Annotated in this window: 20 protein-coding genes and 1 pseudogene; 15 read left to right on the plus strand and 6 right to left on the minus strand. The window is 70.1% G+C overall.

Annotation, left to right across the window (positions count from 1 at the left end):
* Positions 1 to 141 precede the first annotated feature (141 nt).
* From ABZV38_RS19485 to ABZV38_RS19510, 6 genes and pseudogenes are all read left to right on the plus strand, one after another.
* A pseudogene (locus ABZV38_RS19485) lies at positions 142 to 778 on the plus strand (hypothetical protein).
* Between the two features lie 104 nt (positions 779 to 882).
* On the plus strand, positions 883 to 1,239 hold the full coding sequence (locus ABZV38_RS19490; RefSeq protein WP_356328535.1) for a YciI family protein: 357 nt from the start codon (positions 883 to 885) through the stop codon (positions 1,237 to 1,239).
* Between the two features lie 66 nt (positions 1,240 to 1,305).
* The gene (locus ABZV38_RS19495; RefSeq protein WP_356328536.1) at positions 1,306 to 2,586 is read left to right on the plus strand and encodes an RNA polymerase sigma factor; all 1,281 of its coding nucleotides are present in this window, start codon (positions 1,306 to 1,308) and stop codon (positions 2,584 to 2,586) included.
* Between the two features lie 64 nt (positions 2,587 to 2,650).
* On the plus strand, positions 2,651 to 3,115 hold the full coding sequence (locus tag ABZV38_RS19500) for a VOC family protein (RefSeq protein WP_356328538.1): 465 nt from the start codon (positions 2,651 to 2,653) through the stop codon (positions 3,113 to 3,115).
* Positions 3,116 to 3,308: 193 nt separating this feature from the next.
* Positions 3,309 to 3,449, plus strand: coding sequence for a hypothetical protein (locus ABZV38_RS19505; protein ID WP_356328540.1), 141 nt, complete (start codon positions 3,309 to 3,311; stop codon positions 3,447 to 3,449).
* Positions 3,450 to 3,644: 195 nt separating this feature from the next.
* The gene (locus tag ABZV38_RS19510) at positions 3,645 to 4,010 is read left to right on the plus strand and encodes a hypothetical protein (protein ID WP_356328541.1); all 366 of its coding nucleotides are present in this window, start codon (positions 3,645 to 3,647) and stop codon (positions 4,008 to 4,010) included.
* Here the strand turns inward: ABZV38_RS19510 and ABZV38_RS19515 are convergent.
* A complete protein-coding gene (locus ABZV38_RS19515) occupies positions 4,007 to 5,173 on the minus strand; it encodes a class I SAM-dependent methyltransferase (RefSeq protein WP_356328635.1) in 1,167 nt (388 codons plus the stop codon). The genes ABZV38_RS19510 and ABZV38_RS19515 overlap by 4 nt on opposite strands.
* A gap of 181 nt (positions 5,174 to 5,354) precedes the next feature.
* Between ABZV38_RS19515 and ABZV38_RS19520 the strand changes: the two genes are divergently transcribed.
* From ABZV38_RS19520 to groL, 4 genes are all read left to right on the plus strand, one after another.
* Complete coding sequence (locus ABZV38_RS19520) at positions 5,355 to 6,347, plus strand: polysaccharide deacetylase family protein (RefSeq protein ID WP_356328543.1); 993 nt, start codon at positions 5,355 to 5,357, stop codon at positions 6,345 to 6,347.
* Entirely contained in the window at positions 6,344 to 6,709 is a 366-nt protein-coding gene (locus ABZV38_RS19525) for a hypothetical protein (protein WP_356328644.1), read from the plus strand. The genes ABZV38_RS19520 and ABZV38_RS19525 overlap by 4 nt, the downstream gene beginning before the upstream one ends.
* Positions 6,710 to 7,020: 311 nt before the next feature.
* Complete coding sequence (gene groES / locus ABZV38_RS19530) at positions 7,021 to 7,329, plus strand: co-chaperone GroES (RefSeq protein ID WP_037688098.1); 309 nt, start codon at positions 7,021 to 7,023, stop codon at positions 7,327 to 7,329.
* A gap of 100 nt (positions 7,330 to 7,429) precedes the next feature.
* Positions 7,430 to 9,055, plus strand: coding sequence for a chaperonin GroEL (gene groL / locus ABZV38_RS19535; protein WP_356328545.1), 1,626 nt, complete (start codon positions 7,430 to 7,432; stop codon positions 9,053 to 9,055).
* A 162-nt stretch (positions 9,056 to 9,217) separates the two neighbouring features.
* On the opposite strand, the gene ABZV38_RS19540 is transcribed toward groL, so the two are convergent.
* Entirely contained in the window at positions 9,218 to 9,991 is a 774-nt protein-coding gene (locus tag ABZV38_RS19540) for an SDR family oxidoreductase (RefSeq protein WP_356328546.1), read from the minus strand.
* A 34-nt stretch (positions 9,992 to 10,025) separates the two neighbouring features.
* Positions 10,026 to 10,700 carry an MOSC domain-containing protein gene (locus tag ABZV38_RS19545; RefSeq protein WP_356328637.1) on the minus strand — a complete coding sequence of 225 codons (675 nt, stop codon included), beginning with the start codon at positions 10,698 to 10,700 and terminating at the stop codon, positions 10,026 to 10,028.
* Between the two features lie 108 nt (positions 10,701 to 10,808).
* Between ABZV38_RS19545 and ABZV38_RS19550 the strand changes: the two genes are divergently transcribed.
* Positions 10,809 to 11,699: a LysR family transcriptional regulator gene (locus tag ABZV38_RS19550; protein WP_356328548.1), complete on the plus strand. Its 891-nt coding sequence runs from the start codon at positions 10,809 to 10,811 to the stop codon at positions 11,697 to 11,699.
* Between the two features lie 44 nt (positions 11,700 to 11,743).
* On the opposite strand, the gene ABZV38_RS19555 is transcribed toward ABZV38_RS19550, so the two are convergent.
* Positions 11,744 to 12,082 carry a WhiB family transcriptional regulator gene (locus tag ABZV38_RS19555; protein WP_356328550.1) on the minus strand — a complete coding sequence of 113 codons (339 nt, stop codon included), beginning with the start codon at positions 12,080 to 12,082 and terminating at the stop codon, positions 11,744 to 11,746.
* 412 nt (positions 12,083 to 12,494) lie between these two features.
* On the opposite strand from ABZV38_RS19555, the gene ABZV38_RS19560 reads away from it, so the two are divergent.
* From ABZV38_RS19560 to ABZV38_RS19575, 4 genes are all read left to right on the plus strand, one after another.
* Complete coding sequence (locus tag ABZV38_RS19560) at positions 12,495 to 13,106, plus strand: response regulator transcription factor (protein ID WP_003948568.1); 612 nt, start codon at positions 12,495 to 12,497, stop codon at positions 13,104 to 13,106.
* Positions 13,107 to 13,382: 276 nt separating this feature from the next.
* A complete protein-coding gene (locus tag ABZV38_RS19565; RefSeq protein ID WP_030084428.1) occupies positions 13,383 to 13,958 on the plus strand; it encodes a sigma-70 family RNA polymerase sigma factor in 576 nt (191 codons plus the stop codon).
* Positions 13,959 to 14,097: 139 nt separating this feature from the next.
* Complete coding sequence (gene guaB / locus ABZV38_RS19570; protein WP_356328552.1) at positions 14,098 to 15,603, plus strand: IMP dehydrogenase; 1,506 nt, start codon at positions 14,098 to 14,100, stop codon at positions 15,601 to 15,603.
* 115 nt (positions 15,604 to 15,718) lie between these two features.
* A complete protein-coding gene (locus ABZV38_RS19575) occupies positions 15,719 to 16,843 on the plus strand; it encodes a GuaB3 family IMP dehydrogenase-related protein (RefSeq protein WP_356328554.1) in 1,125 nt (374 codons plus the stop codon).
* 64 nt (positions 16,844 to 16,907) lie between these two features.
* Here the strand turns inward: ABZV38_RS19575 and ABZV38_RS19580 are convergent, their stop codons facing one another.
* A complete protein-coding gene (locus tag ABZV38_RS19580; RefSeq protein ID WP_356328556.1) occupies positions 16,908 to 17,510 on the minus strand; it encodes a hypothetical protein in 603 nt (200 codons plus the stop codon).
* A 108-nt stretch (positions 17,511 to 17,618) separates the two neighbouring features.
* Positions 17,619 to 18,881, minus strand: a complete 1,263-nt coding sequence (locus ABZV38_RS19585) for a nucleotide sugar dehydrogenase (RefSeq protein ID WP_356328557.1) — start codon at positions 18,879 to 18,881, stop codon at positions 17,619 to 17,621.
* Positions 18,882 to 18,897: the final 16 nt, after the last annotated feature.

Below are 18,897 nucleotides of genomic sequence, written 5' to 3' on the forward strand. Positions count from 1 at the left end.
GGCCTCCCCGTCTCCTCTGGCCACACCCATATGGCCGGGTCGTGAGGGATTCCGTCCGCCCGGGACGGAGCGCATACGGGATATGCGTCGCCGACCGGGACGCGAAAGCGGAGGACCAGTGCGCCCAAGACCGTTCGGGGCGTGCCGGTGAGCCAGGACTCACTCCTGCTCACTGCCCAGGAACGGTGGGCGTACTGGCATCTGAACCAGAACATCCACAGCCTGGACATCGACAGCGCCCTGGGTGACGACCGCCCGGCCAGGGCGCTGTCGATGTCCCGGGCACGACGCCGTCGGTCTCGGCCTCGGCCTCCGCATCCCCGCTCCCGTCCGGCGCGCTGAACACCCTGGTCCTCGGTTCGGGCTCGCGCAGCGGCAAGGAGAACTCCGCGCTCGGCGGCAGTGACAGCTCCCGCGCCCGCTCCGACACAGCGATGGCCGTCCACCTGGGCAGCGACCGGAACACGGCAGCGACCTGGGCCGGATAAAGCTCCAGCAACAACTGGTCGAGGCGCTGCTGAAGCAGGCCGGGACGACCGATCTGCCGACCGACCCGGCCCGCCTGTACGCGATGGCGGACGCGTTCACCGGCAGTCTGACCACGGACACCGGCCTCGACTCGCTCGGCGAGCTGAGAGACCTTGCGCAGAGCCTGGGAGCCATCCCCTCGACCGGGCTGACCACGGTCACCATGCCCGTCGTCGCGGCCCCGTCCGACCCCAACCGGGTGGTGGCGCAGGAGCCCGCCGCGAGCAGTCTCTGGGCATCCCTGCGATAAGAGCCGAAAAATTCTTCCGGAGGTGTGTCGATTGCGGCGTCTCCCGTTCGACGCAAGGGTGAGAGGCAGGGAAGGCCCCCGCCCTCCCGTACCGAGGAGTCACCATGCCGCGCTTCCTGTCGATGATCCGCATCGATGAGCAGAACCTGCCCGCCCAGACCCCCGATCCCGAGTTCGAGGCACGCATGGGGGCGCTGTTCGAGGAGATCACCAAGGCCGGGGTCATGCTGGACACCGCCGGGCTCGCCCCCACCTCCCAGGGCACCAGGGTCAGCTGGGAGGACGGCAAGCTGAGCTACACCGACGGACCCTTCACCGAGACGAAGGAAGTCGTCGGCGGCTACGCCCTCATGCAGTGCAAGGACAAGGCCGAGGCGCTGGAGTGGACCAAGCGGTTCCTGGAGATCCACCCGAAGAACTGGACCGTCACCTCCGAGGTCCGCGAGATCGCCGAGGCCTGAGCCGCGTACCCGTCCTCGAACCGGCCCGGCCGCGCTTGCCCCGGCTCTGATCGGCTGCTCTGATGGGTGGCCGTGACGGAAGCAAGCGCGACCGCGGCGGTCGAGGCCGTATTCAGGATCGAGTCCGCGCGGATCATCGCCGGTGTCGCCCGCATCGTGCGGGACGTGGGCATCGCCGAGGAACTCGCGCAGGACGCCCTGGTCGCCGCGCTGGAGCAGTGGCCGGAGTCGGGCGTCCCGGACCGGCCGGGCGCCTGGCTCATGGCCACCGCCAAGCACCGTGCGATCGATCTGGTCCGTCGCAAGGAGACATACGCCCGCAAGCTCGCCGAGGTCGGGCGGACTCTTGAGGACGTGCAGCCGCCCGGGCCGGACGACATCGCCGGCGCCGACGACATCGACGACGACCTGCTGCGGCTGATCTTCACCGCGTGCCACCCGGTGCTGTCGACCGACGCCCGGATCGCGCTCACCCTGCGGCTGCTCGGCGGGCTCACCACCGACGAGATCGCCCGGGCGTTCCTGGTGTCCGAGCCGACCGTCGCCCAGCGCATCGTCCGCGCGAAACGCACCCTGGGCCGGGCCGGCGTCCCCTTCGAAGTGCCGTACGGCGCCGACCGCGCGGCCCGGCTCGGCTCCGTGCTCGAAGTCATCTACCTGATCTTCAACGAGGGTTACGCGGCCACGGCGGGCGATGACTGGCTGCGCCCCGGGCTCTGCGAGGACGCGCTGCGGCTGGCCCGGGTGCTGGCCGGGCTGATGGGGCAGGAACCCGAAGTGCACGGCCTGGTAGCCCTGCTGGAGCTCCAGGCCTCCCGCACCGCGGCCAGGACCGGCCCGGTCGGCGAGCCCGTCCTGCTCGCCGACCAGAACCGGTCCCGCTGGGACCGGCTGCTGATCCGGCGCGGGTACGCGGCCCTGGAGCGGGCGAACGCGCTGGGCGGGGCCCCCGGCCCGTACGCCCTGCAGGCCACCATCGCCGCGTGCCACGCCCACGCGGTGACGTACGAGGAGACGGACTGGACGGTCATCGCCACGCTCTACGGTCTGCTGGCCAAGGCGGCCCCGTCACCGGTCGTGGAGCTGAACCGTGCGGTCGCGGTCTCGATGGCCGAGGGACCCGAAGCCGGGCTCGCACTGGTCGATGCCCTGGCCGGGGACCCGGCGCTGGCGGCGTACCACCTGCTGCCGAGCGTGCGCGGCGATCTGCTGGCACGGCTGGGGCGCGGGGACGAGGCGCGGGCGGAATTCGTGCGGGCGGCGGGACTGACCCGTAACGCACGCGAGCGGGCGCTGCTGCTGGCGCGGGCGGAGAAGGAGGCGGAAAACGGTGGCGCGCCGCGATGAGTTCCGGGCGGCGGCACGGTCTACCTTGCACAGCCAACCCGTACGAGTCGCCGAGGAGCAGGCCATGCAGAAGATCAAAACCTTCCTGTGGTTCGACAACGAGGCCGAGGAGGCCGCGAACCACTACGTCTCCGTCTTCGGAGGGGACTCGAAGGTGCTGGGTGTCACGCACTACACCGAGGCGTCGCCGGGCGAGCCGGGCAGGGTCATGACCGTCGAATTCCGGCTGGCCGGTCAGGAGTACATCGCACTCAACGGCGGCCCGCAGTTCCCCTTCACCGAAGCGATCTCGCTCTCCGTCGACTGCGAGTCGCAGGCGGAGGTCGACGAGCTGTGGGCCAAGCTCACCGACGGCGGCGAGGAGAGTCAGTGCGGCTGGCTCAAGGACAAGTACGGGCTGTCCTGGCAGATCGTCCCGCGCGGGCTGTCCGAGGCGCTCTCCGACCCGGACCCGGCCAAGGCGGACCGGGCCATGAAGGCCATGCTCGGCATGAAGAAGCTCGACATCGAGGCGCTGCGCAACGCCTGACGGTCCGGGGCGTGGCCGAATCGGGCGGCCTGCCGCAGCACGTGGTCAACCGGTCGATCGGGCTGTACGCCACTGAGGTGGCCCCGGTCATCCGCATGGAGTCAGTTCGATCGCGCGGGCGCACCGGTCGGTTCGGCGGCCTCGTTGACTGCGTGACCGGGCGCATCGGGTGCCCGTCGAGAGAGGAGGCGCCATGTCCGATCAGTACGGCTACAGCGGCGAGCCGGAGGACGACCCCGACGTGGCGAATGCCGTCCACGACTCCGAGTACGTCGGCGCGGCCGACGAGCCCGACGCGTACGGCGATTACCTGGACATTGAGCAGTACGACTGAGCAGGAACGGGACGGGCGGGGCTCCCCGCTGTCGACCGGCCCCGTCCGTCCCACCCGCCCGGGCCGACCTCCGCGTACCGTGCCCGTCGGCGCGCCCGAGCCTGAGCCGCTGTTCTCCGTCGGCGGCGGCGCTCACCGCTGACCTCGCCCCTATCCTGGCCGCGTAGCAGGATCTGCGCAGGGGGAGGGTGTCACATGGAGTGGTACTGGTGGGTGCTCATCGTCTTCTGGACCGGCGGCTTCGGATGGGCGGTCGACAACGTCCGTACGGCGCTGCGCAACCGGCACGCCCGCAAGCTCGAACTGCTGGAGGCCAGCAAGCAGGAACGCCTGGCCGTCGAGGCGGCGAACCGGCCGCCGGAGCCGGTCTGCGGCTGCACGCATCACCTTGCCAAGCATGACAAGCAGGGCAAGTGCCATGAGCGGGTCGAGGTGCCGACGGCCTGGGACGAGAGCAAGAAGCCGGTCCGCTTCGAAGCCGGGCAGTGCAACTGCCAGCAGTATGTGGGCCCGCAGCCGCTCTCCCAGGTGTACGCGGACGAACTGACCGACCTGGCCTAAGGCGTCCTTGGCCGTACGGGGTGGCCGATCAGCATGGTCGGCGCCCCGGCGACCCGGGTCAGGAACACGGTCGCGGCGTTCGGGCCCTGGAGCTTCATCTTGCGGCGCAGCTCCTCCGGTTCGACGGCCGAGCCCCGCTTCTTGACGGTCAGGACGCCGACCTCCCGCTCCCGCAGCAGCGCCTTGAGCTTCTTCATGTTGAACGGCAGCCGGTCGGTGATCTCGTACGCGGAGGTGTACGGGGAGTCGTACGGCTCGTCGCTCGTGACGTACGCGATCGTCTCGTCGATCAGCCGGCCGCCCGACCGCTCCACGATGTCGGCAACCAGATGCGCACGGATGACGGCGCCGTCCGGCTCGTACAAGTAGCGGCCGACCGGGCCGACGGGCGGGGCGGGGAGCGCGGCCGGGGCCGACAGGGTGGCGCCGGCCGGGAGCAGCGTGGCGCGGTACGAGCCGGCCGCGAAACCCTCGCCGAACCAGAGCACCGCCTCCTTCACGTCGCCGCCGTCCGAGATCCACTCGGCCTCCGCCTGCTCCGGGACGGCCTCGTGCGGGACGCCGGGGGCGATTTTCAGCGCGGCGTGGGGCGCCTTGAGTGCGGCGCCGGTCGCCCAGGAGAGCGGCGGGGAGTACGCCTCCGGGTCGAAGATCCTGCCGCGTCCGCCGCGCCGGGCCGGGTCGACGAACACGGCGTCGTACACGGCGGTGTCGATCTCGGTGACATCGGCGCACCGCACCTCGATCAGGGTGTCCAGTCCGAGCGCGGCGGCGTTGGCGCGGGCCACCTCGGCGGTCAGCGGGTCGCGGTCCACGGCGAGGACGGAGATGCCCGCGCGGGCGAGCGCGATGGCGTCGCCACCGATCCCGCAGCAGAGATCGGCGACGCTGCGGACGCCGGCCGCGGCGAACCGGCCGGCCCGGTACGTGGCGACCGACGTACGGGTCGCCTGCTCGACACCGTTCGGCGTGAAGAACATCCGGTACGCGTCCTCGGCACCGAACTTCGCCGCCGCCCGCTGCCGCAGCCGCGCCTGCCCCAGCGCCGCCGAAACCAGCGCGGCCGGGTGGCTGCGGCGCAGCCGGGTCGCGGTGGCGAGTTCCTGGGCGGGGTCGTAGGACCGCAGCTCGGTCAGGAGCGCCGCGCCCTCGGGAGTGCGCAGGGCCGTGAAGGCGGTGAGCGGGTCGGTGGCGCCGGACGGGTCGCTCGGGTCGCGCGGGTCTGTCGGGCCGGTCGGGGCGAAGGCGTTCACCGGCCCATTGTGAGCCAGCCGAGGGACCGCTCGGGGTCCGGCGGCGCTGTCGGGCCGAGCGATCGTTCGACTGCTGGCACTATGCGACGCCATGTGGCTTTTACGACAAAAGGAAGAATCTGTCATGCCGGGGCGGAGGCTGGGCCCGATCCGTCGCAGGCGGGGTCACCGGCGACGGGGACCGGGTTACGCGGCCCTGGCCGCGCTCGTTGTCGCGGCCGTCGGCTCCGGTTGCGCCTCCGAGTCCGGCGGCCGCGCCGAGCACCGGGCCGCCAGGCCTCCCGCGGGCCGGCCGGGTGCCCCCGCCGGGCTGGCCGGCCCGCCCCGTGACCTGTCCACGTATCGCGAGAAGCTGGACCTGACCCAGGCCGCCCGTGCGGTGGCCGCCAGGAAGTGGGGGCTGGAGAGGACGCCGCTGGCCCCTCCCGCCCCGCCCGCCGTGAAGCCGTACCTCACCACCCGCAAGGGCTTCGAGGTCGAGGGCGGTGACGACTCGCTGCCCCCTGTCTTCACCACCGTCCCGACCAGGGACCGGATCGTCTTCCTGACGATCGACGACGGTGCCGAAAAGGACCCCGAGCTGCTGCGGATGATGTCGGAGCTGAGGATCCCGTTCAGCGCCTTCCTCAGCGACTACCTGGTGCGCGACGACTACGGCTACTTCAAGGAGGCGCAGGACCGGGGCGTCACGCTCAACAACCACACGCTCAACCACCCCTATCTGCCCGGCCTCTCCTACAGCGAGCAGGAGAGCGAGATCTGCGACCAGCAGGACATCATCGAGAAGGAGTACGGGAAGCGTCCCACCCTCTTCCGTCCGCCCTACGGCAACTACAACCGGGACACGCTGCGCATCGCGCGGTCCTGCGGCATCAAGGCCGTGCCGCTGTGGGCCGAGGAGGCGTTCCCCGACCACATGGAGTGGCGGGAGTGGGACCGCGATCTGCGCCCCGGCGACATCATCCTCACGCACTTCCGGGGCAGCGAGGACTGGGACGGCAGCATGGCCGACATGATCCGCGCGGTCATGAAGACCATCACGGACAAGGGGTACGCCGTGGCCCGGCTGGAGGACTACGTATGAGCCGGGCGCGCCGGCTGCTCGCCGGACTGCTGGCGGCCGGTGTGCTCCTGACCGCCACCGCCGGGTGCGCGCAGTCGGTCGACCCGATCGAACGGCTGGGCCGGAAGGCCGCGCAGAAGGTGCACCACCCGCACTGGGCGCCCGGGCCCGGGCGGACGTCGGGGCCGGGGCCGACGACGGGCGTGCGGGGTGATCGCGGGGTGCCCGGGGCGTTGCCCGTCACCGCCTGCGGGCGGCGGGATCGGCCGCAGGAGTCCGGAGACTCCCGGCTGTCGGCCCCGCTGAGGCAGCGGCACCGGTGGCCGGACCGGCCGGAACCGCACGGCTCGGTGGCCTCCGGGGCCGGGTGCGACCAGCGGTAGCCGCGCGCCTGTGCGCTTCAACCCGTGCGCTTCGCCCCATGGGCCTCGCCCGGGGCCGCATGCTCCTGGACTGCGCTTCAGGGGGGACCTCGCCCGTGGCCGTCACGCCACGACCGCACGTAATTGGCACTCCGCTTGACCGAGTGCTAATCGCGGTCATAGTCTCGGCTCTGGCACTCCCCACTGGAGAGTGCCAGCAGTACTGCGCGACTGGCAGGTCCGGCACCCGCGACGACGGATCCACCTGGTCGCCACCCCAGACAGTTAACCCCGCAGTTAACCCCGAGATCTCCGAAGGGGGAGGCCGGATCGTGACGACCACCAGCTCCAAGGTTGCCATCAAGCCGCTTGAGGACCGCATTGTGGTCCAGCCGCTCGACGCCGAGCAGACCACGGCCTCTGGCCTGGTCATCCCGGACACCGCCAAGGAGAAGCCCCAGGAGGGCGTCGTCCTGGCCGTGGGCCCGGGTCGCTTCGAGAACGGCGAGCGGCTTCCGCTCGACGTCAACACCGGTGACATCGTGCTCTACAGCAAGTACGGCGGCACCGAGGTGAAGTACAACGGCGAGGAGTACCTCGTCCTCTCGGCTCGCGACGTGCTCGCGATCATCGAGAAGTAATTCACCCACGTTTGCTTCTGTTCTGCGCCCCTGGCCCCCTGCGAAATAACCAGCCGGGAGGTCAGGGGCGCAGTTCGTTTGAGAGGACAACTCAGCTCCCATGGCGAAGATTCTGAAGTTCGACGAGGACGCCCGTCGCGCCCTCGAGCGTGGCGTCAACAAGCTTGCCGACACGGTGAAGGTGACGATCGGCCCCAAGGGCCGCAACGTCGTCATCGACAAGAAGTTCGGCGCTCCCACCATCACCAACGACGGTGTCACCATCGCGCGCGAGGTCGAGCTCGACGACCCGTACGAGAACCTCGGTGCCCAGCTGGTGAAGGAGGTGGCGACCAAGACCAACGACGTAGCGGGTGACGGCACCACCACCGCCACCGTGCTCGCCCAGGCGCTCGTCCGCGAGGGCCTGCGCAACGTCGCCGCGGGTGCGTCCCCGGCCGCCCTGAAGAAGGGCATCGACGCCGCGGTCAAGGCCGTGTCCGAGGAGCTCCTCGCGACCGCCCGCCCGATCGACGACAAGTCCGACATCGCCGCCGTGGCCGCGCTCTCCGCGCAGGACTCGCAGGTCGGCGAGCTCATCGCGGACGCGATGGACAAGGTCGGCAAGGACGGTGTCATCACCGTCGAGGAGTCCAACACCTTCGGTCTGGACCTCGAGTTCACCGAGGGCATGGCCTTCGACAAGGGCTACCTGTCGCCGTACATGGTGACCGACCAAGAGCGTATGGAGGCCGTCCTCGACGACCCGTACATCCTGATCCACCAGGGCAAGATCGGCTCGATCCAGGAGCTGCTCCCGCTGCTGGAGAAGGTCATCCAGGCCGGCGGCTCCAAGCCGCTGCTGATCATCGCCGAGGACGTCGAGGGCGAGGCCCTGTCGACCCTGGTCGTCAACAAGATCCGTGGCACCTTCAACGCCGTCGCGGTGAAGGCCCCGGGCTTCGGTGACCGCCGCAAGGCCATGCTCGGCGACATCGCCACTCTCACCGGTGCGACCGTCATCGCCGAGGAGGTCGGCCTCAAGCTCGACCAGGCCGGTCTGGACGTGCTGGGCACGGCGCGCCGCGTGACCGTCTCCAAGGACGACACGACCATCGTGGACGGCGGCGGCGAGCCCGGCGACGTCAAGGGCCGGGTCAACCAGATCAAGGCCGAGATCGACGCCACGGACTCCGACTGGGACCGCGAGAAGCTCCAGGAGCGCCTTGCGAAGCTGGCCGGCGGCGTGTGCGTGATCCGTGTCGGTGCTGCCACCGAGGTGGAGCTCAAGGAGAAGAAGCACCGTCTGGAGGACGCCATCTCCGCGACCCGCGCCGCGGTCGAGGAGGGCATCGTCTCCGGTGGTGGCTCCGCCCTGGTCCACGCCGTCAAGGTTCTCGAGGGCAACCTCGGCAAGACCGGCGACGAGGCCACCGGTGTCGCGGTCGTGCGCCGTGCCGCCGTCGAGCCGCTGCGCTGGATCGCCGAGAACGCGGGCCTCGAGGGTTACGTCATCACCTCGAAGGTCGCCGACCTCGACAAGGGTCAGGGCTTCAACGCCGCGACCGGCGAGTACGGCGACCTGGTGAAGGCCGGCGTCATCGACCCGGTCAAGGTCACCCGTTCCGCGCTGGAGAACGCCGCGTCCATCGCGTCGCTGCTGCTCACGACCGAGACCCTGGTCGTCGAGAAGCCGGCCGAGGACGAGGCCGAGGCCGGTCACGGCGGCCACGGTCACTCGCACTGACGCGTAGCCGCACCGGCTCGCAGCCGTAGAAGGCCCCCTGTTCCCGCCGCTCAGTGGCAGGAACAGGGGGCCTTCGGTCTTCCCTCAGCGCCCGGTCGAGCCGAGCCCCCAGCCCCCGGACACCGGTGTCTGCGCGGGCCGCTCCATCCGATAAGAACCCGCTCACTGCGGCCCGTACTTGCGGCCTGTCTTGGAGGTGACCCCTCCGAGCAGGCCGCGCGGCGCCACCTTCACCAGCCCCATCAGCGTCTTGTACCGCGCGTCCGGGATCGAGACGGACTTGCCGCGTGCCAGATCCGCCAGCGCCGTCGCCACCAGCTTGTCCGCGTCGAGCCACATCCAGCCCGGGATGTTGCCGGTCCCCATCCCGGCCCGCTCATGGAACTCGGTCCGTACGAAGCCGGGGCAGAGCGCCATCAGCCGCACGCCCGACCCGGCCAGATCCCTTGCCGCGCCCTGGGTGAACTGGACGACCCATGCCTTGGACGCGCCGTACGTCCCGCGCGGTACGAACGCCGCCACCGAGGCCACATTGACGACCCCGCCCCGCCCGCGTTCCTTCATTCCGGCCGCGGCCGCCGAGGTCAGCCGCAGCACCGCCTCGCAGTGCACCTTCAGCATCTTCAGCTCATCGGCTGTCGACACCTCCAGATAGCGGCCCTTGTTGCCGAACCCGGCGTTGTTGATCAGTAGGTCGACGGATTGCTGACGGTCCGTCAACCGCGCCTCGACCGAGGCGATCCCGTCGTCCTCGGACAGATCGGCGGTCAGCACCTCGGCCTCGATGCCGTGCCGGTCGTGCAGTTCGGTGGCCTGTTCCCGGAGCCGCTCGGTGTTGCGCGCCACCAGCACCAGGTTGTGCCCTTCGGCCGCGAGCCGCCGTGCGAAGGCGGCCCCGATCCCCGCGGTCGCGCCCGTAATCAGTGCAGTCGTCATACGCGGCACGTTAGTGCCACGCCCAGCGCGGGGATCACCCGCCCGAGGCCGCCGACTCCACATACTTCAGGGCGGAGCGCAGCGTCCGGGGGTGGAGTGCGTCCCGGGCCGCGAGCAGCTCCGGAAGCAGCTCCCGCCGAGTCGTCGAGGCCAGGAACTCCAGCTGCACCGTGACGTCGTGGTCCGGCCGGTGCACGATCTCGACCGGGTCCCCGGCGCGGATCCCGCCCGGCGCGATCACCCGCAGGTAGGCGCCCGGAGCAGCCGCCTCCGTGAACCGCTTGACCCATCGGCTCTCGCCGAGGTGCCCGCCGAACGTACGGCACGGAATGCGGCCCGACGTCACCTCCAGCACCAGCGAGGGGCCGATCCGCCAGCGCTCGCCGATCTTCGCGCCGCTCACGTCCAGTCCGGAGGTCGTCAGGTTCTCGCCGAACGCGCCATTGGCCAGCGCACGGCCGAGCGAGGTCTCCCAGGCGTCGAGGTCCTCGCGGGCGAAGGCGTACACGGCCTGGTCGGTGCCGCCGTGATGGCGCAGATCGCAGACCGTGTCCCCGGCCACTCCGCTGCCGCCGGTGCCCTGGGGGCCGGGGTCGGTGACCCGTACCGAACCGTCGGCCGGCCTCTTGTCGATCCCGGTGACGCCGCCGAGGGCATCGGTGTACGCGACCGCCTCGGGACGTCCCGCATTCACAGTGAGCAACTTCATCGGCTTCGTCGGCTCCGTCGGCTTCATGGGGACAACGCTAACCACTCCCGTCTCAAAGCCACAGGACGGTTACTCGCTTCTGCCCCAAGAGTGTCTTATGGTTGAAAGGTGATCGAAGCCCGTCATCTCCGTGTCCTGCGCGCCGTGGCCGCCACCGGTTCGTTCTCCGCCGCCGCGCGTGAACTGGGCTGCACCCAGCCCGCGGTCAGCCAGCAGATGAAGGCCCTGGAGTCCTCCGCGGGCACTCCGCTGCTGATCCGCACAGGTCGCGAGATGCGGCTCACCCAGGCGGGTGAGGCGCTTGTGCGTCACGCCTCCGGCATCCTCGCCGGGCTGACCGCCGCCGAGGAGGAGGTCGCCGCGATCGCCGGGCTGCGGGCCGGCCGGGTCCGGCTCGTCTCGTTCCCCAGCGGCAGTTCCACGCTGGTTCCCGGCGCCCTCGCCGCCCTCCGTGCCGCCCACCCGGGTACGCGGGTCTCCCTCGTCGAGGCCGAGCCGCCGCGCTCGGTCGAGATGCTCCGGGAGGGAGACTGCGACATCGCGCTGGCCTTCCGCTACGGCACCTCGGGCGCCGAATGGGACGACCTGGTCGTACGTCCGCTGCTCACCGACCGGCTGATCGGCCTCGTCCCCGACGGGCACCGGCTTGCCGGCGCGGATGCGGTCGGGATCGGTGAACTGGCGGACGAGTCCTGGATCGCGGGCTGTCCGCGCTGCCGCCGTCAACTGGTGGAGGTCTGCGAGGAGTCCGGTTTCACCCCCCGGATCGACTTCGCCACGGATGACTACCCGGCGGTGATCGGCCTGGTCGGCGCCGGCCTGGGGGTGGCCGTGCTGCCGGAACTGGCGATCGAGTCGGTACGTCCCAAAGGGGCCCGCACCGTGACGGTGGAGCCGGCGGTCGAGCGTGAGATCGTCGCGCTCACGCTCCCGGACCTGGCGCAGGTCCCGGCCGTGGCGGCCACGCTGGACCAGCTTTCCCTGGCGGCGGTCCGCTAGGGGGTGCAGGAACGTTTCTTCGATTGTTCTGTGCGGTGCGAGGGTCAGCCGTGTCCTGAGGGGGCGGTCAGCCCCGATGGCGCCCCTGCTGTCGTGATCAGTCGGTTGCGGGCCCGTCCCATGAGCTCTTCGCGCTCGTCCTCGGTCAGCCCGCCCCACACTCCGTAGGGCTCACGTACCGCCAGGGCGTGAGCCGCGCACTCGGCGCGTACCGGGCATCGCATACAGACCTCCTTCGCCGAGTTTTCGCGGGCGCTCCGGGCTGCCCCGCGCTCACCCTCCGGGTGGAAGAACAGCGAGCTGTCGACCCCGCGGCAGGCCGCCAGCAGCTGCCAGTCCCACAGATCGGCGTTTGGTCCGGGAAGGCGGGAGAAATCTGCCATTGCTTGTCCCCTCGAAACCATGCTGAGTCGGCTACGCGGTAGTCGTTCGTCGGTGACCGTGCTCATGACCGTACATCTACGGTGTAAGTAGATGTAAATATGACTGATTGCGAATCTATCCACAGATACCCGCAAAAGGGAAGAAAACCCGCTAAATGGGGCATGCCTTCAGGTGAAGCTTCGATTGATGACTGGACAATCCGCGCCGCTCTCCTCCGTGAGTGACTCCTCACGTAGAGTGCCGAACTCGGCCGTCGTACCCGTAACTCTTTCGAGTGACCATCGTTGAGAGGGCGGAAGCGGTTGACGGAAAAAGCGATCGGGCAGATGTCCGAGAGTGTCAACCGCACAGGTGACGACTTGTATCAGCCTGGAGGCTCAAGGTGACGCGCATCAGCTGCGGAGGACGGTCATGACATCCGTCCTCGTCTGCGACGACTCCCCGCTTGCCCGAGAGGCGCTCCGTCGCGCGGTTGCGACCGTGCCCGGCGTCGAGCGTGTGACGACGGCGGCCAACGGTGAGGAAGTTCTCCGCCGCTGGGGTGCCGACCGTTCGGATTTGATTTTGATGGACGTACGCATGCCCGGTCTGGGAGGTGTGGAGACGGTCCGGCGACTGCTCTCCGCCGATCCCGGGGCGCGGATCATCATGCTGACCGTCGCCGAGGACCTGGACGGTGTCGCGCTCGCGGTCGCCGCCGGTGCCCGCGGCTATCTGCACAAGGACGCCTCCCGCGCGGAGCTGCGGGCGACCGTCACCCAGGCGCTGGCCGATCCGACGTGGCGGCTCGCCCCGCGCCGGCTGCGGTCGGCCGAGATGGGTGCGGCGCCGACGCTCACGGCGCGTGAGATCCAGGTGCTCGAAGGGATGAGCCATGGCCGTTCCAACGCGGAGATCGGGCGCGAGCTCTTCCTCTCCGAGGACACGGTGAAGACGCACGCCCGGCGGCTTTTCAAGAAGCTCGGCGCCTCGGACCGGGCGCACGCCGTGGCGCTCGGCTTCCGCTGGGGCCTGGTGCGCTGATGACCGGCGATGGCCGGTAGGGGGTCTCCCCGTCCGCACTCCGGCGGACGGGGCGGCGGGGGCGCCGGACCGCCGATCGGGAGCCGGTCCCCCGCGGTATGTGACGCTTCCCGGCCGATGCCGCATCCTTGAGATGTGGAGTTCCTCGGGAACGATTCGGTCGAGCGGAAGGGGAGGGCGCAGGACATGACTTCCGGCGCACCCGCTCATAACGCTTCGGTGCACAACTACGGACGCGGTGCCACGGATGAAGCGGCACCGAGGCACCATGGTCCGATGCGCGACGACGAGACGACGGTGATCGGTGCTCTGGTGCACCGTGCCGTCGACGGCGACGCGCAGGCCACCCATGATCTGCTGGCCCATGTCCATCCCCTCGCGCTGCGCTACTGCAGGTCCCGGCTGAACCGGCTGCCCGGTGATGCTCGCCACTTCGTGGAGGACCTGGCGCAGGAGGTCTGTGTCGCGGTGCTGATGGCGTTGCCGCGCTACAAGGACACCGGCAGACCCTTCGAAGCCTTTGTCTTCGCCATCGCCGGCCACAAGGTCGCCGATCTCCAGCGCGCCGCCATGCGGCACCCGGGATCGACCGCCGTGCCCTCCGACGAGATGCCGGAGCGGCCGGACGATTCGCTCGGGCCCGAGGAGCGCGCGCTGCTCAGCAGCGATGCCGCCTGGGCCAAGAAGCTCCTCGCCAACCTCCCGGAGAACCAGCGCGAGCTGCTGGTCCTCCGGGTCGCGGTCGGTCTGACCGCCGAGGAGACCGGGCAGATGCTCGGCATGTCGCCGGGCGCCGTCCGGGTCGCCCAGCACCGCGCGTTGAGCAGGCTGCGGGCCCTCGCCGAGCAGTGAGCGGCACCGGCTTCACCCCGGAACGGAGTTCCGTACGAAGCTACAGAACCTCTAGGTGATCTTGCTCGTGGAATGAGACACCCCCGGAGGCCGTTAGCATGGACATCCGCACCGATCAAGGCCATTTGGGGAAGGTGTCATGACTGCAAACGTCGACGGAGTGCCCGAGAAATTCGCGTCGCTCGGGCTGACATACGACGACGTGCTGCTGCTGCCCGGCGCGTCCGACATGGCGCCCGATCAGATCGATACTTCCTCGTACATCTCGAAGAACGTGCGGGTGAACATCCCGCTGCTGTCCGCCGCGATGGACAAGGTCACCGAGGCCCGCATGGCGATCGCCATGGCCCGCCAGGGCGGCGCCGGTGTACTGCACCGCAATCTCTCCATCGCGGACCAGGCCAACCAGGTCGACCTGGTGAAGCGTTCCGAGTCCGGCATGGTCACCGACCCGATCACGGTGAACCCGGACGCGACCCTGCGCGACGCCGACGAGCTGTGCGCCAAGTTCCGCATCAGTGGCGTGCCGGTCACCGACGCGGCAGGCAAGCTTCTCGGCATCGTCACCAACCGTGACATGGCCTTCGAGGCGGACCGTTCGCGCCAGGTGCGCGAGGTAATGACGCCGATGCCGCTCGTCACCGGCAAGGTCGGCATCTCCGGCGTGGACGCCATGGAGCTGCTGCGCCGCCACAAGATCGAGAAGCTTCCGCTGGTCGACGACACCGGGGCTCTCAAGGGCCTCATCACCGTCAAGGACTTCGTCAAGGCGGAGAAGTACCCGAACGCCGCGAAGGACAAGGAAGGCCGGCTGCTGGTCGGAGCCGCCGTCGGTGTTGCGGGTGACGCCTTCGAGCGCGCCCAGGCACTCGTCGAGGCAGGCGTCGACTTCATCGTCGTCGACACCGCCCACGGCCACTCCCGCCTCGTCTCCGACATGGTCGCCAAGATCAAGTCGAACGCGTCGGGTGCCGACGTCATCGGCGGCAACGTCGCCACCCGTGACGGCGCCCAGGCGCTGATCGACGCGGGCGTCGACGGCATCAAGGTGGGTGTCGGCCCCGGCTCCATCTGCACCACCCGCGTGGTCGCCGGCATCGGCGTCCCGCAGGTCACCGCGATCTACGAGGCATCGCTCGCCGCCAAGGCGGCCGGTGTGCCGGTCATCGGCGACGGCGGCCTGCAGTACTCCGGAGACATCGCCAAGGCCCTGGTGGCCGGTGCGGACACCGTGATGCTCGGCTCGCTGCTGGCGGGCTGCGAGGAGTCCCCGGGCGAGCTGCTCTTCATCAACGGCAAGCAGTTCAAGTCGTACCGCGGCATGGGTTCGCTCGCCGCGATGCAGACGCGTGGCGACCGCAAGTCGTTCTCCAAGGACCGCTACTTCCAGGAGGGCGTCGCCTCCGACGAGAAGCTGGTCCCCGAGGGCATCGAGGGCCAGGTCCCGTACCGCGGCCCGCTGTCCGCGGTCGTCCACCAGCTCACCGGCGGTCTGCGCCAGTCGATGTTCTACGTCGGCGGCCGCACCGTTCCGGAGCTCCAGGCCAACGGCCGGTTCGTCCGGATCACCTCGGCGGGTCTCAAGGAGAGCCACCCGCACGACATCCAGATGACGGTCGAAGCGCCGAACTACAGCAGGAAGTAACGCAACAGAACAGGTGAGGGGCGGTCCGGGCGTACTGGGACCGCCCCTCACCTGTGTGTCGGGGATACTGGAAAACGCAGACAGTACGCCTAGGGAACTGAAAGGCCACACCATCGTGACTGAGATCGAGATCGGGCGCGGCAAGCGCGGCCGCCGGGCGTACGCCTTCGACGACATCGCCGTCGTGCCGAGCCGTCGCACCCGCGACCCGAAGGAGGTCTCGATCGCCTGGCAGATCGACGCCTACCGGTTCGAGCTGCCGTTCCTGGCCGCTCCGATGGACTCCGTGGTCTCCCCGCAGACCGCGATCCGGATCGGTGAGCTGGGCGGTCTCGGCGTCCTCAACCTCGAAGGCCTGTGGACCCGGCACGCCGACCCGCAGCCGCTCCTCGACGAGATCGCCGGGATGCCTGTGGAGTCGGCGACCCGCCGCCTCCAAGAGATCTACGCCGCACCGATCCAGGAGGAGCTGATCGGGCAGCGCATCAAGGAGGTGCGCGACTCCGGTGTCGTCACCGCCGCCGCGCTCTCGCCGCAGCGCACCGCCCAGTTCTCCAAGGCTGTCGTCGACGCCGGCGTCGACATCTTTGTCATCCGCGGTACGACGGTCTCCGCCGAGCACGTCTCGAGTGCGGCCGAGCCGCTCAACCTCAAGCAGTTCATCTACGAGCTGGACGTTCCGGTGATCGTCGGCGGCTGCGCCACGTACACCGCGGCCCTGCACCTGATGCGTACCGGTGCGGCCGGTGTCCTCGTCGGCTTCGGCGGCGGCGCCGCGCACACCACGCGCAACGTCTTCGGTATCCAGGTCCCGATGGCGACCGCGGTCGCCGATGTGGCCGGGGCCCGCCGCGACTACATGGACGAGTCCGGTGGCCGGTATGTGCACGTGATCGCGGACGGCGGCGTCGGCTGGTCCGGCGACCTGCCGAAGGCCATCGCCTGCGGCGCCGACGCCGTGATGATGGGCTCCCCGCTGGCCCGTGCGACGGACGCTCCCGGCCGCGGCCGGCACTGGGGCATGGAGGCGGTCCACGAGGACGTGCCGCGCGGCAAGCTGGTGGACCTGGGCTCCGTCGGCACGACGGAGGAGGTCCTCACGGGCCCCTCGCATACCCCTGACGGCTCGATGAACATCTTCGGTGCGCTGCGCCGGGCGATGGCGACGACGGGGTACAGCGACCTGAAGGAGTTCCAGCGCGTCGAGGTGACGGTGGCGGACTCGCAGCACCGCCGCTGATTGTTCCGAGCAAGACGGGAGGGCCAGGGCCGCATTGCGGTCCTGGCCCTCCCTTGTGCGTGCGTCAGTCGCTCGCCTTCCTGGCGCCGCCGTACGCCGCGAAGGCGCCGATGGCGATGAACAGGTACGTCTTGAAGTCCGCGGACTCGCTCCAGGCGTCGGTCAGCGGACCGAACTTGTCGAAGAAGACGTCTGTGAACGAGACGCTGAACTTGTCGGACACGATCACGGCCATGCCGATGAGCTGGCCGAGGTAGATGGCACCGAGCGACAGGACGGCGCTGACGATCGGCAGGACCGGGTTGCTGCCACCGACCTTGCCCGCGGCGAAGCCGACCAGGAGGCCGACACCGATGGCGATGTAGCCGACCTCGCGCTCGATCGCACCGGCGATGACGCCGTAGAGGATCGCCGCGACGATCGCAGCAGCCACAGCGGTGGCTACACCCAGACCGAGGTTGTTCCGCGTGGGTGCCGCGGCCGGTGCGAACGGCACGCCGCCGAACTGGCCGGGCTGGCCGGGCTGCTGACCCGCGAACGGGTTGCCGGTCGGGACGCCGGGCTGACCGGGCTGGCCCGGCTGCTGGGCGGCGAACGGATTGCCGCCGCCTGGCTGCGCGTCGGAGGGCTGCTGGGGCTGGTTCGACGGCGGCACGGGCTGACTCATGGTGCTGGATCCCCCCTGGGACGAAAGCGCACGACTGTGCGAGAAGTGACGCCGCAGGCTAGCAGTCGTCTCCGACATCGCCCACCGAAATCCTTGGGGGGACCGTCTTCACAGCCGGTGCGCCGCTCCTGCCGGGGTGGCGCCCCGGGTGTCCAGGAGGAGTTGGGCCTTCACGGCGAGGCCCTGGAGGTCGTACGTGCGGTGGTGCTGGAGCAGCACCGTCAGGTCCGCGCTCGACGCCGCTTCGTACAGTGAGTCCGCGCGCGGCACGGGCAGTTCGCGGACGCGCCAGTCCAGGACGTGCGGGTCGTGGTAGCCGATCTGTGCACCCATGTCCATCAGCCGGGTGGCGATCTCCCGGGCGGGGGAGGCCTCCTGGTCGGCGAGATCCGGCTTGTAGGTGACGCCGAGGAGCAGGACCCGGGCGCCGCGGACGGACTTGCCGTGTTCGTTCAGCAGGGTGGCGCAGCGCTGGATCACGTAACTCGGCATCCGGTCGTTGATCTCCTGGGCGAGCGAGACCATCCGCAGCGGGTGGCCGGGGGTGCGGCTGCTGTACGGGAGGAAGCCCGGGTCGACCGGGGGGCAGTGGCCGCCGACGCCGGGGCCCGGACGGAACGGCTGGAAGCCGAACGGCTTGGTCTCGGCGCACCGGATGACGTCCCAGAGGTCGACGCCGAGGTCGTGGCAGAGCACGGCCATCTCGTTGACCAGCGCGATGTTGACGTGCCGGAAGTTGGTCTCCAGGACCTTCGTCATCTCGGCCTCGCGCGGCCCGCGGGCCCGTACGACCTTGTCGGTGAGCCGGCCGTAGAAGGTGGCGGCCGATTCGGTGCAGGCCGGGGTGAGGCCGCCGATGACCTTGGGGGTGTTGCTGTAGACGTGGGTGCGGTTGCCGGGGTCGAGGCGGCTGGGGGAGCAGGCGAGGTGGAAGTCGCGGCCGGCGCGCAGCCCCGAGCCCTCTTCGAGGAGGGGGCGTACGAAGTTCTCGGTGGTGCCGGGGGGCACGGCAGATTCGAGCAGGACGGTGGTGTGCGGGCGCAGCCGGGCGGCGAGGGCGCGGGCGGCATCGCCGACGGCGGCGAGATCGAGTGTGCGGTCGGCGCCGAGGGGGGTGGGCGCGCAGATCACGGCGGTACGGACCCGGCCGAGCTCGGCCGGGTCGGTGGTGGGCCGGAAGCCCCCCGAGAGCATCCGGCGGATCTCCGAAGCGGCGAGGGAACCTTCGACGGGGGTGCGGCCGGCGGAGAGCTCGGCGAACGGGCGGGGGTCGGTGTCGTAGCCGACGGTCTGGATACCGGCGGCGACGGCGGCTTGGGCGAGGGGCAGGCCGAGGTGACCGAGTCCGATGATGGCGAGGTCTGCGGGCATGTGGGTGGCCGTCCTT

Origin of the sequence: Streptomyces sp. NPDC005181 (assembly GCF_040608395.1) — a bacterium.
GTDB lineage: Bacteria > Actinomycetota > Actinomycetes > Streptomycetales > Streptomycetaceae > Streptomyces.

Bases quoted from the DNA above. Each gene is read 5' to 3' on its own strand.
- ABZV38_RS19490 (WP_356328535.1), top strand. From the start codon at position 883: ATGCCGCGCTTCCTGTCGATGATCCGCATCGATGAGCAGAACCTGCCC.
- ABZV38_RS19500 (WP_356328538.1), top strand. From the start codon at position 2,651: ATGCAGAAGATCAAAACCTTCCTGTGGTTCGACAACGAGGCCGAGGAG.
- ABZV38_RS19505 (WP_356328540.1), top strand. From the start codon at position 3,309: ATGTCCGATCAGTACGGCTACAGCGGCGAGCCGGAGGACGACCCCGAC.
- ABZV38_RS19510 (WP_356328541.1), top strand. From the start codon at position 3,645: ATGGAGTGGTACTGGTGGGTGCTCATCGTCTTCTGGACCGGCGGCTTC.
- ABZV38_RS19520 (WP_356328543.1), top strand. From the start codon at position 5,355: ATGTGGCTTTTACGACAAAAGGAAGAATCTGTCATGCCGGGGCGGAGG.
- ABZV38_RS19525 (WP_356328644.1), top strand. From the start codon at position 6,344: ATGAGCCGGGCGCGCCGGCTGCTCGCCGGACTGCTGGCGGCCGGTGTG.
- groL (WP_356328545.1), top strand. From the start codon at position 7,430: ATGGCGAAGATTCTGAAGTTCGACGAGGACGCCCGTCGCGCCCTCGAG.
- ABZV38_RS19540 (WP_356328546.1), bottom strand. From the start codon at position 9,991: ATGACGACTGCACTGATTACGGGCGCGACCGCGGGGATCGGGGCCGCC.
- ABZV38_RS19545 (WP_356328637.1), bottom strand. From the start codon at position 10,700: ATGAAGTTGCTCACTGTGAATGCGGGACGTCCCGAGGCGGTCGCGTAC.
- ABZV38_RS19555 (WP_356328550.1), bottom strand. From the start codon at position 12,082: ATGGCAGATTTCTCCCGCCTTCCCGGACCAAACGCCGATCTGTGGGAC.
- ABZV38_RS19560 (WP_003948568.1), top strand. From the start codon at position 12,495: ATGACATCCGTCCTCGTCTGCGACGACTCCCCGCTTGCCCGAGAGGCG.
- ABZV38_RS19565 (WP_030084428.1), top strand. From the start codon at position 13,383: ATGCGCGACGACGAGACGACGGTGATCGGTGCTCTGGTGCACCGTGCC.
- guaB (WP_356328552.1), top strand. From the start codon at position 14,098: ATGACTGCAAACGTCGACGGAGTGCCCGAGAAATTCGCGTCGCTCGGG.
- ABZV38_RS19580 (WP_356328556.1), bottom strand. From the start codon at position 17,510: ATGAGTCAGCCCGTGCCGCCGTCGAACCAGCCCCAGCAGCCCTCCGAC.
- ABZV38_RS19585 (WP_356328557.1), bottom strand. From the start codon at position 18,881: ATGCCCGCAGACCTCGCCATCATCGGACTCGGTCACCTCGGCCTGCCC.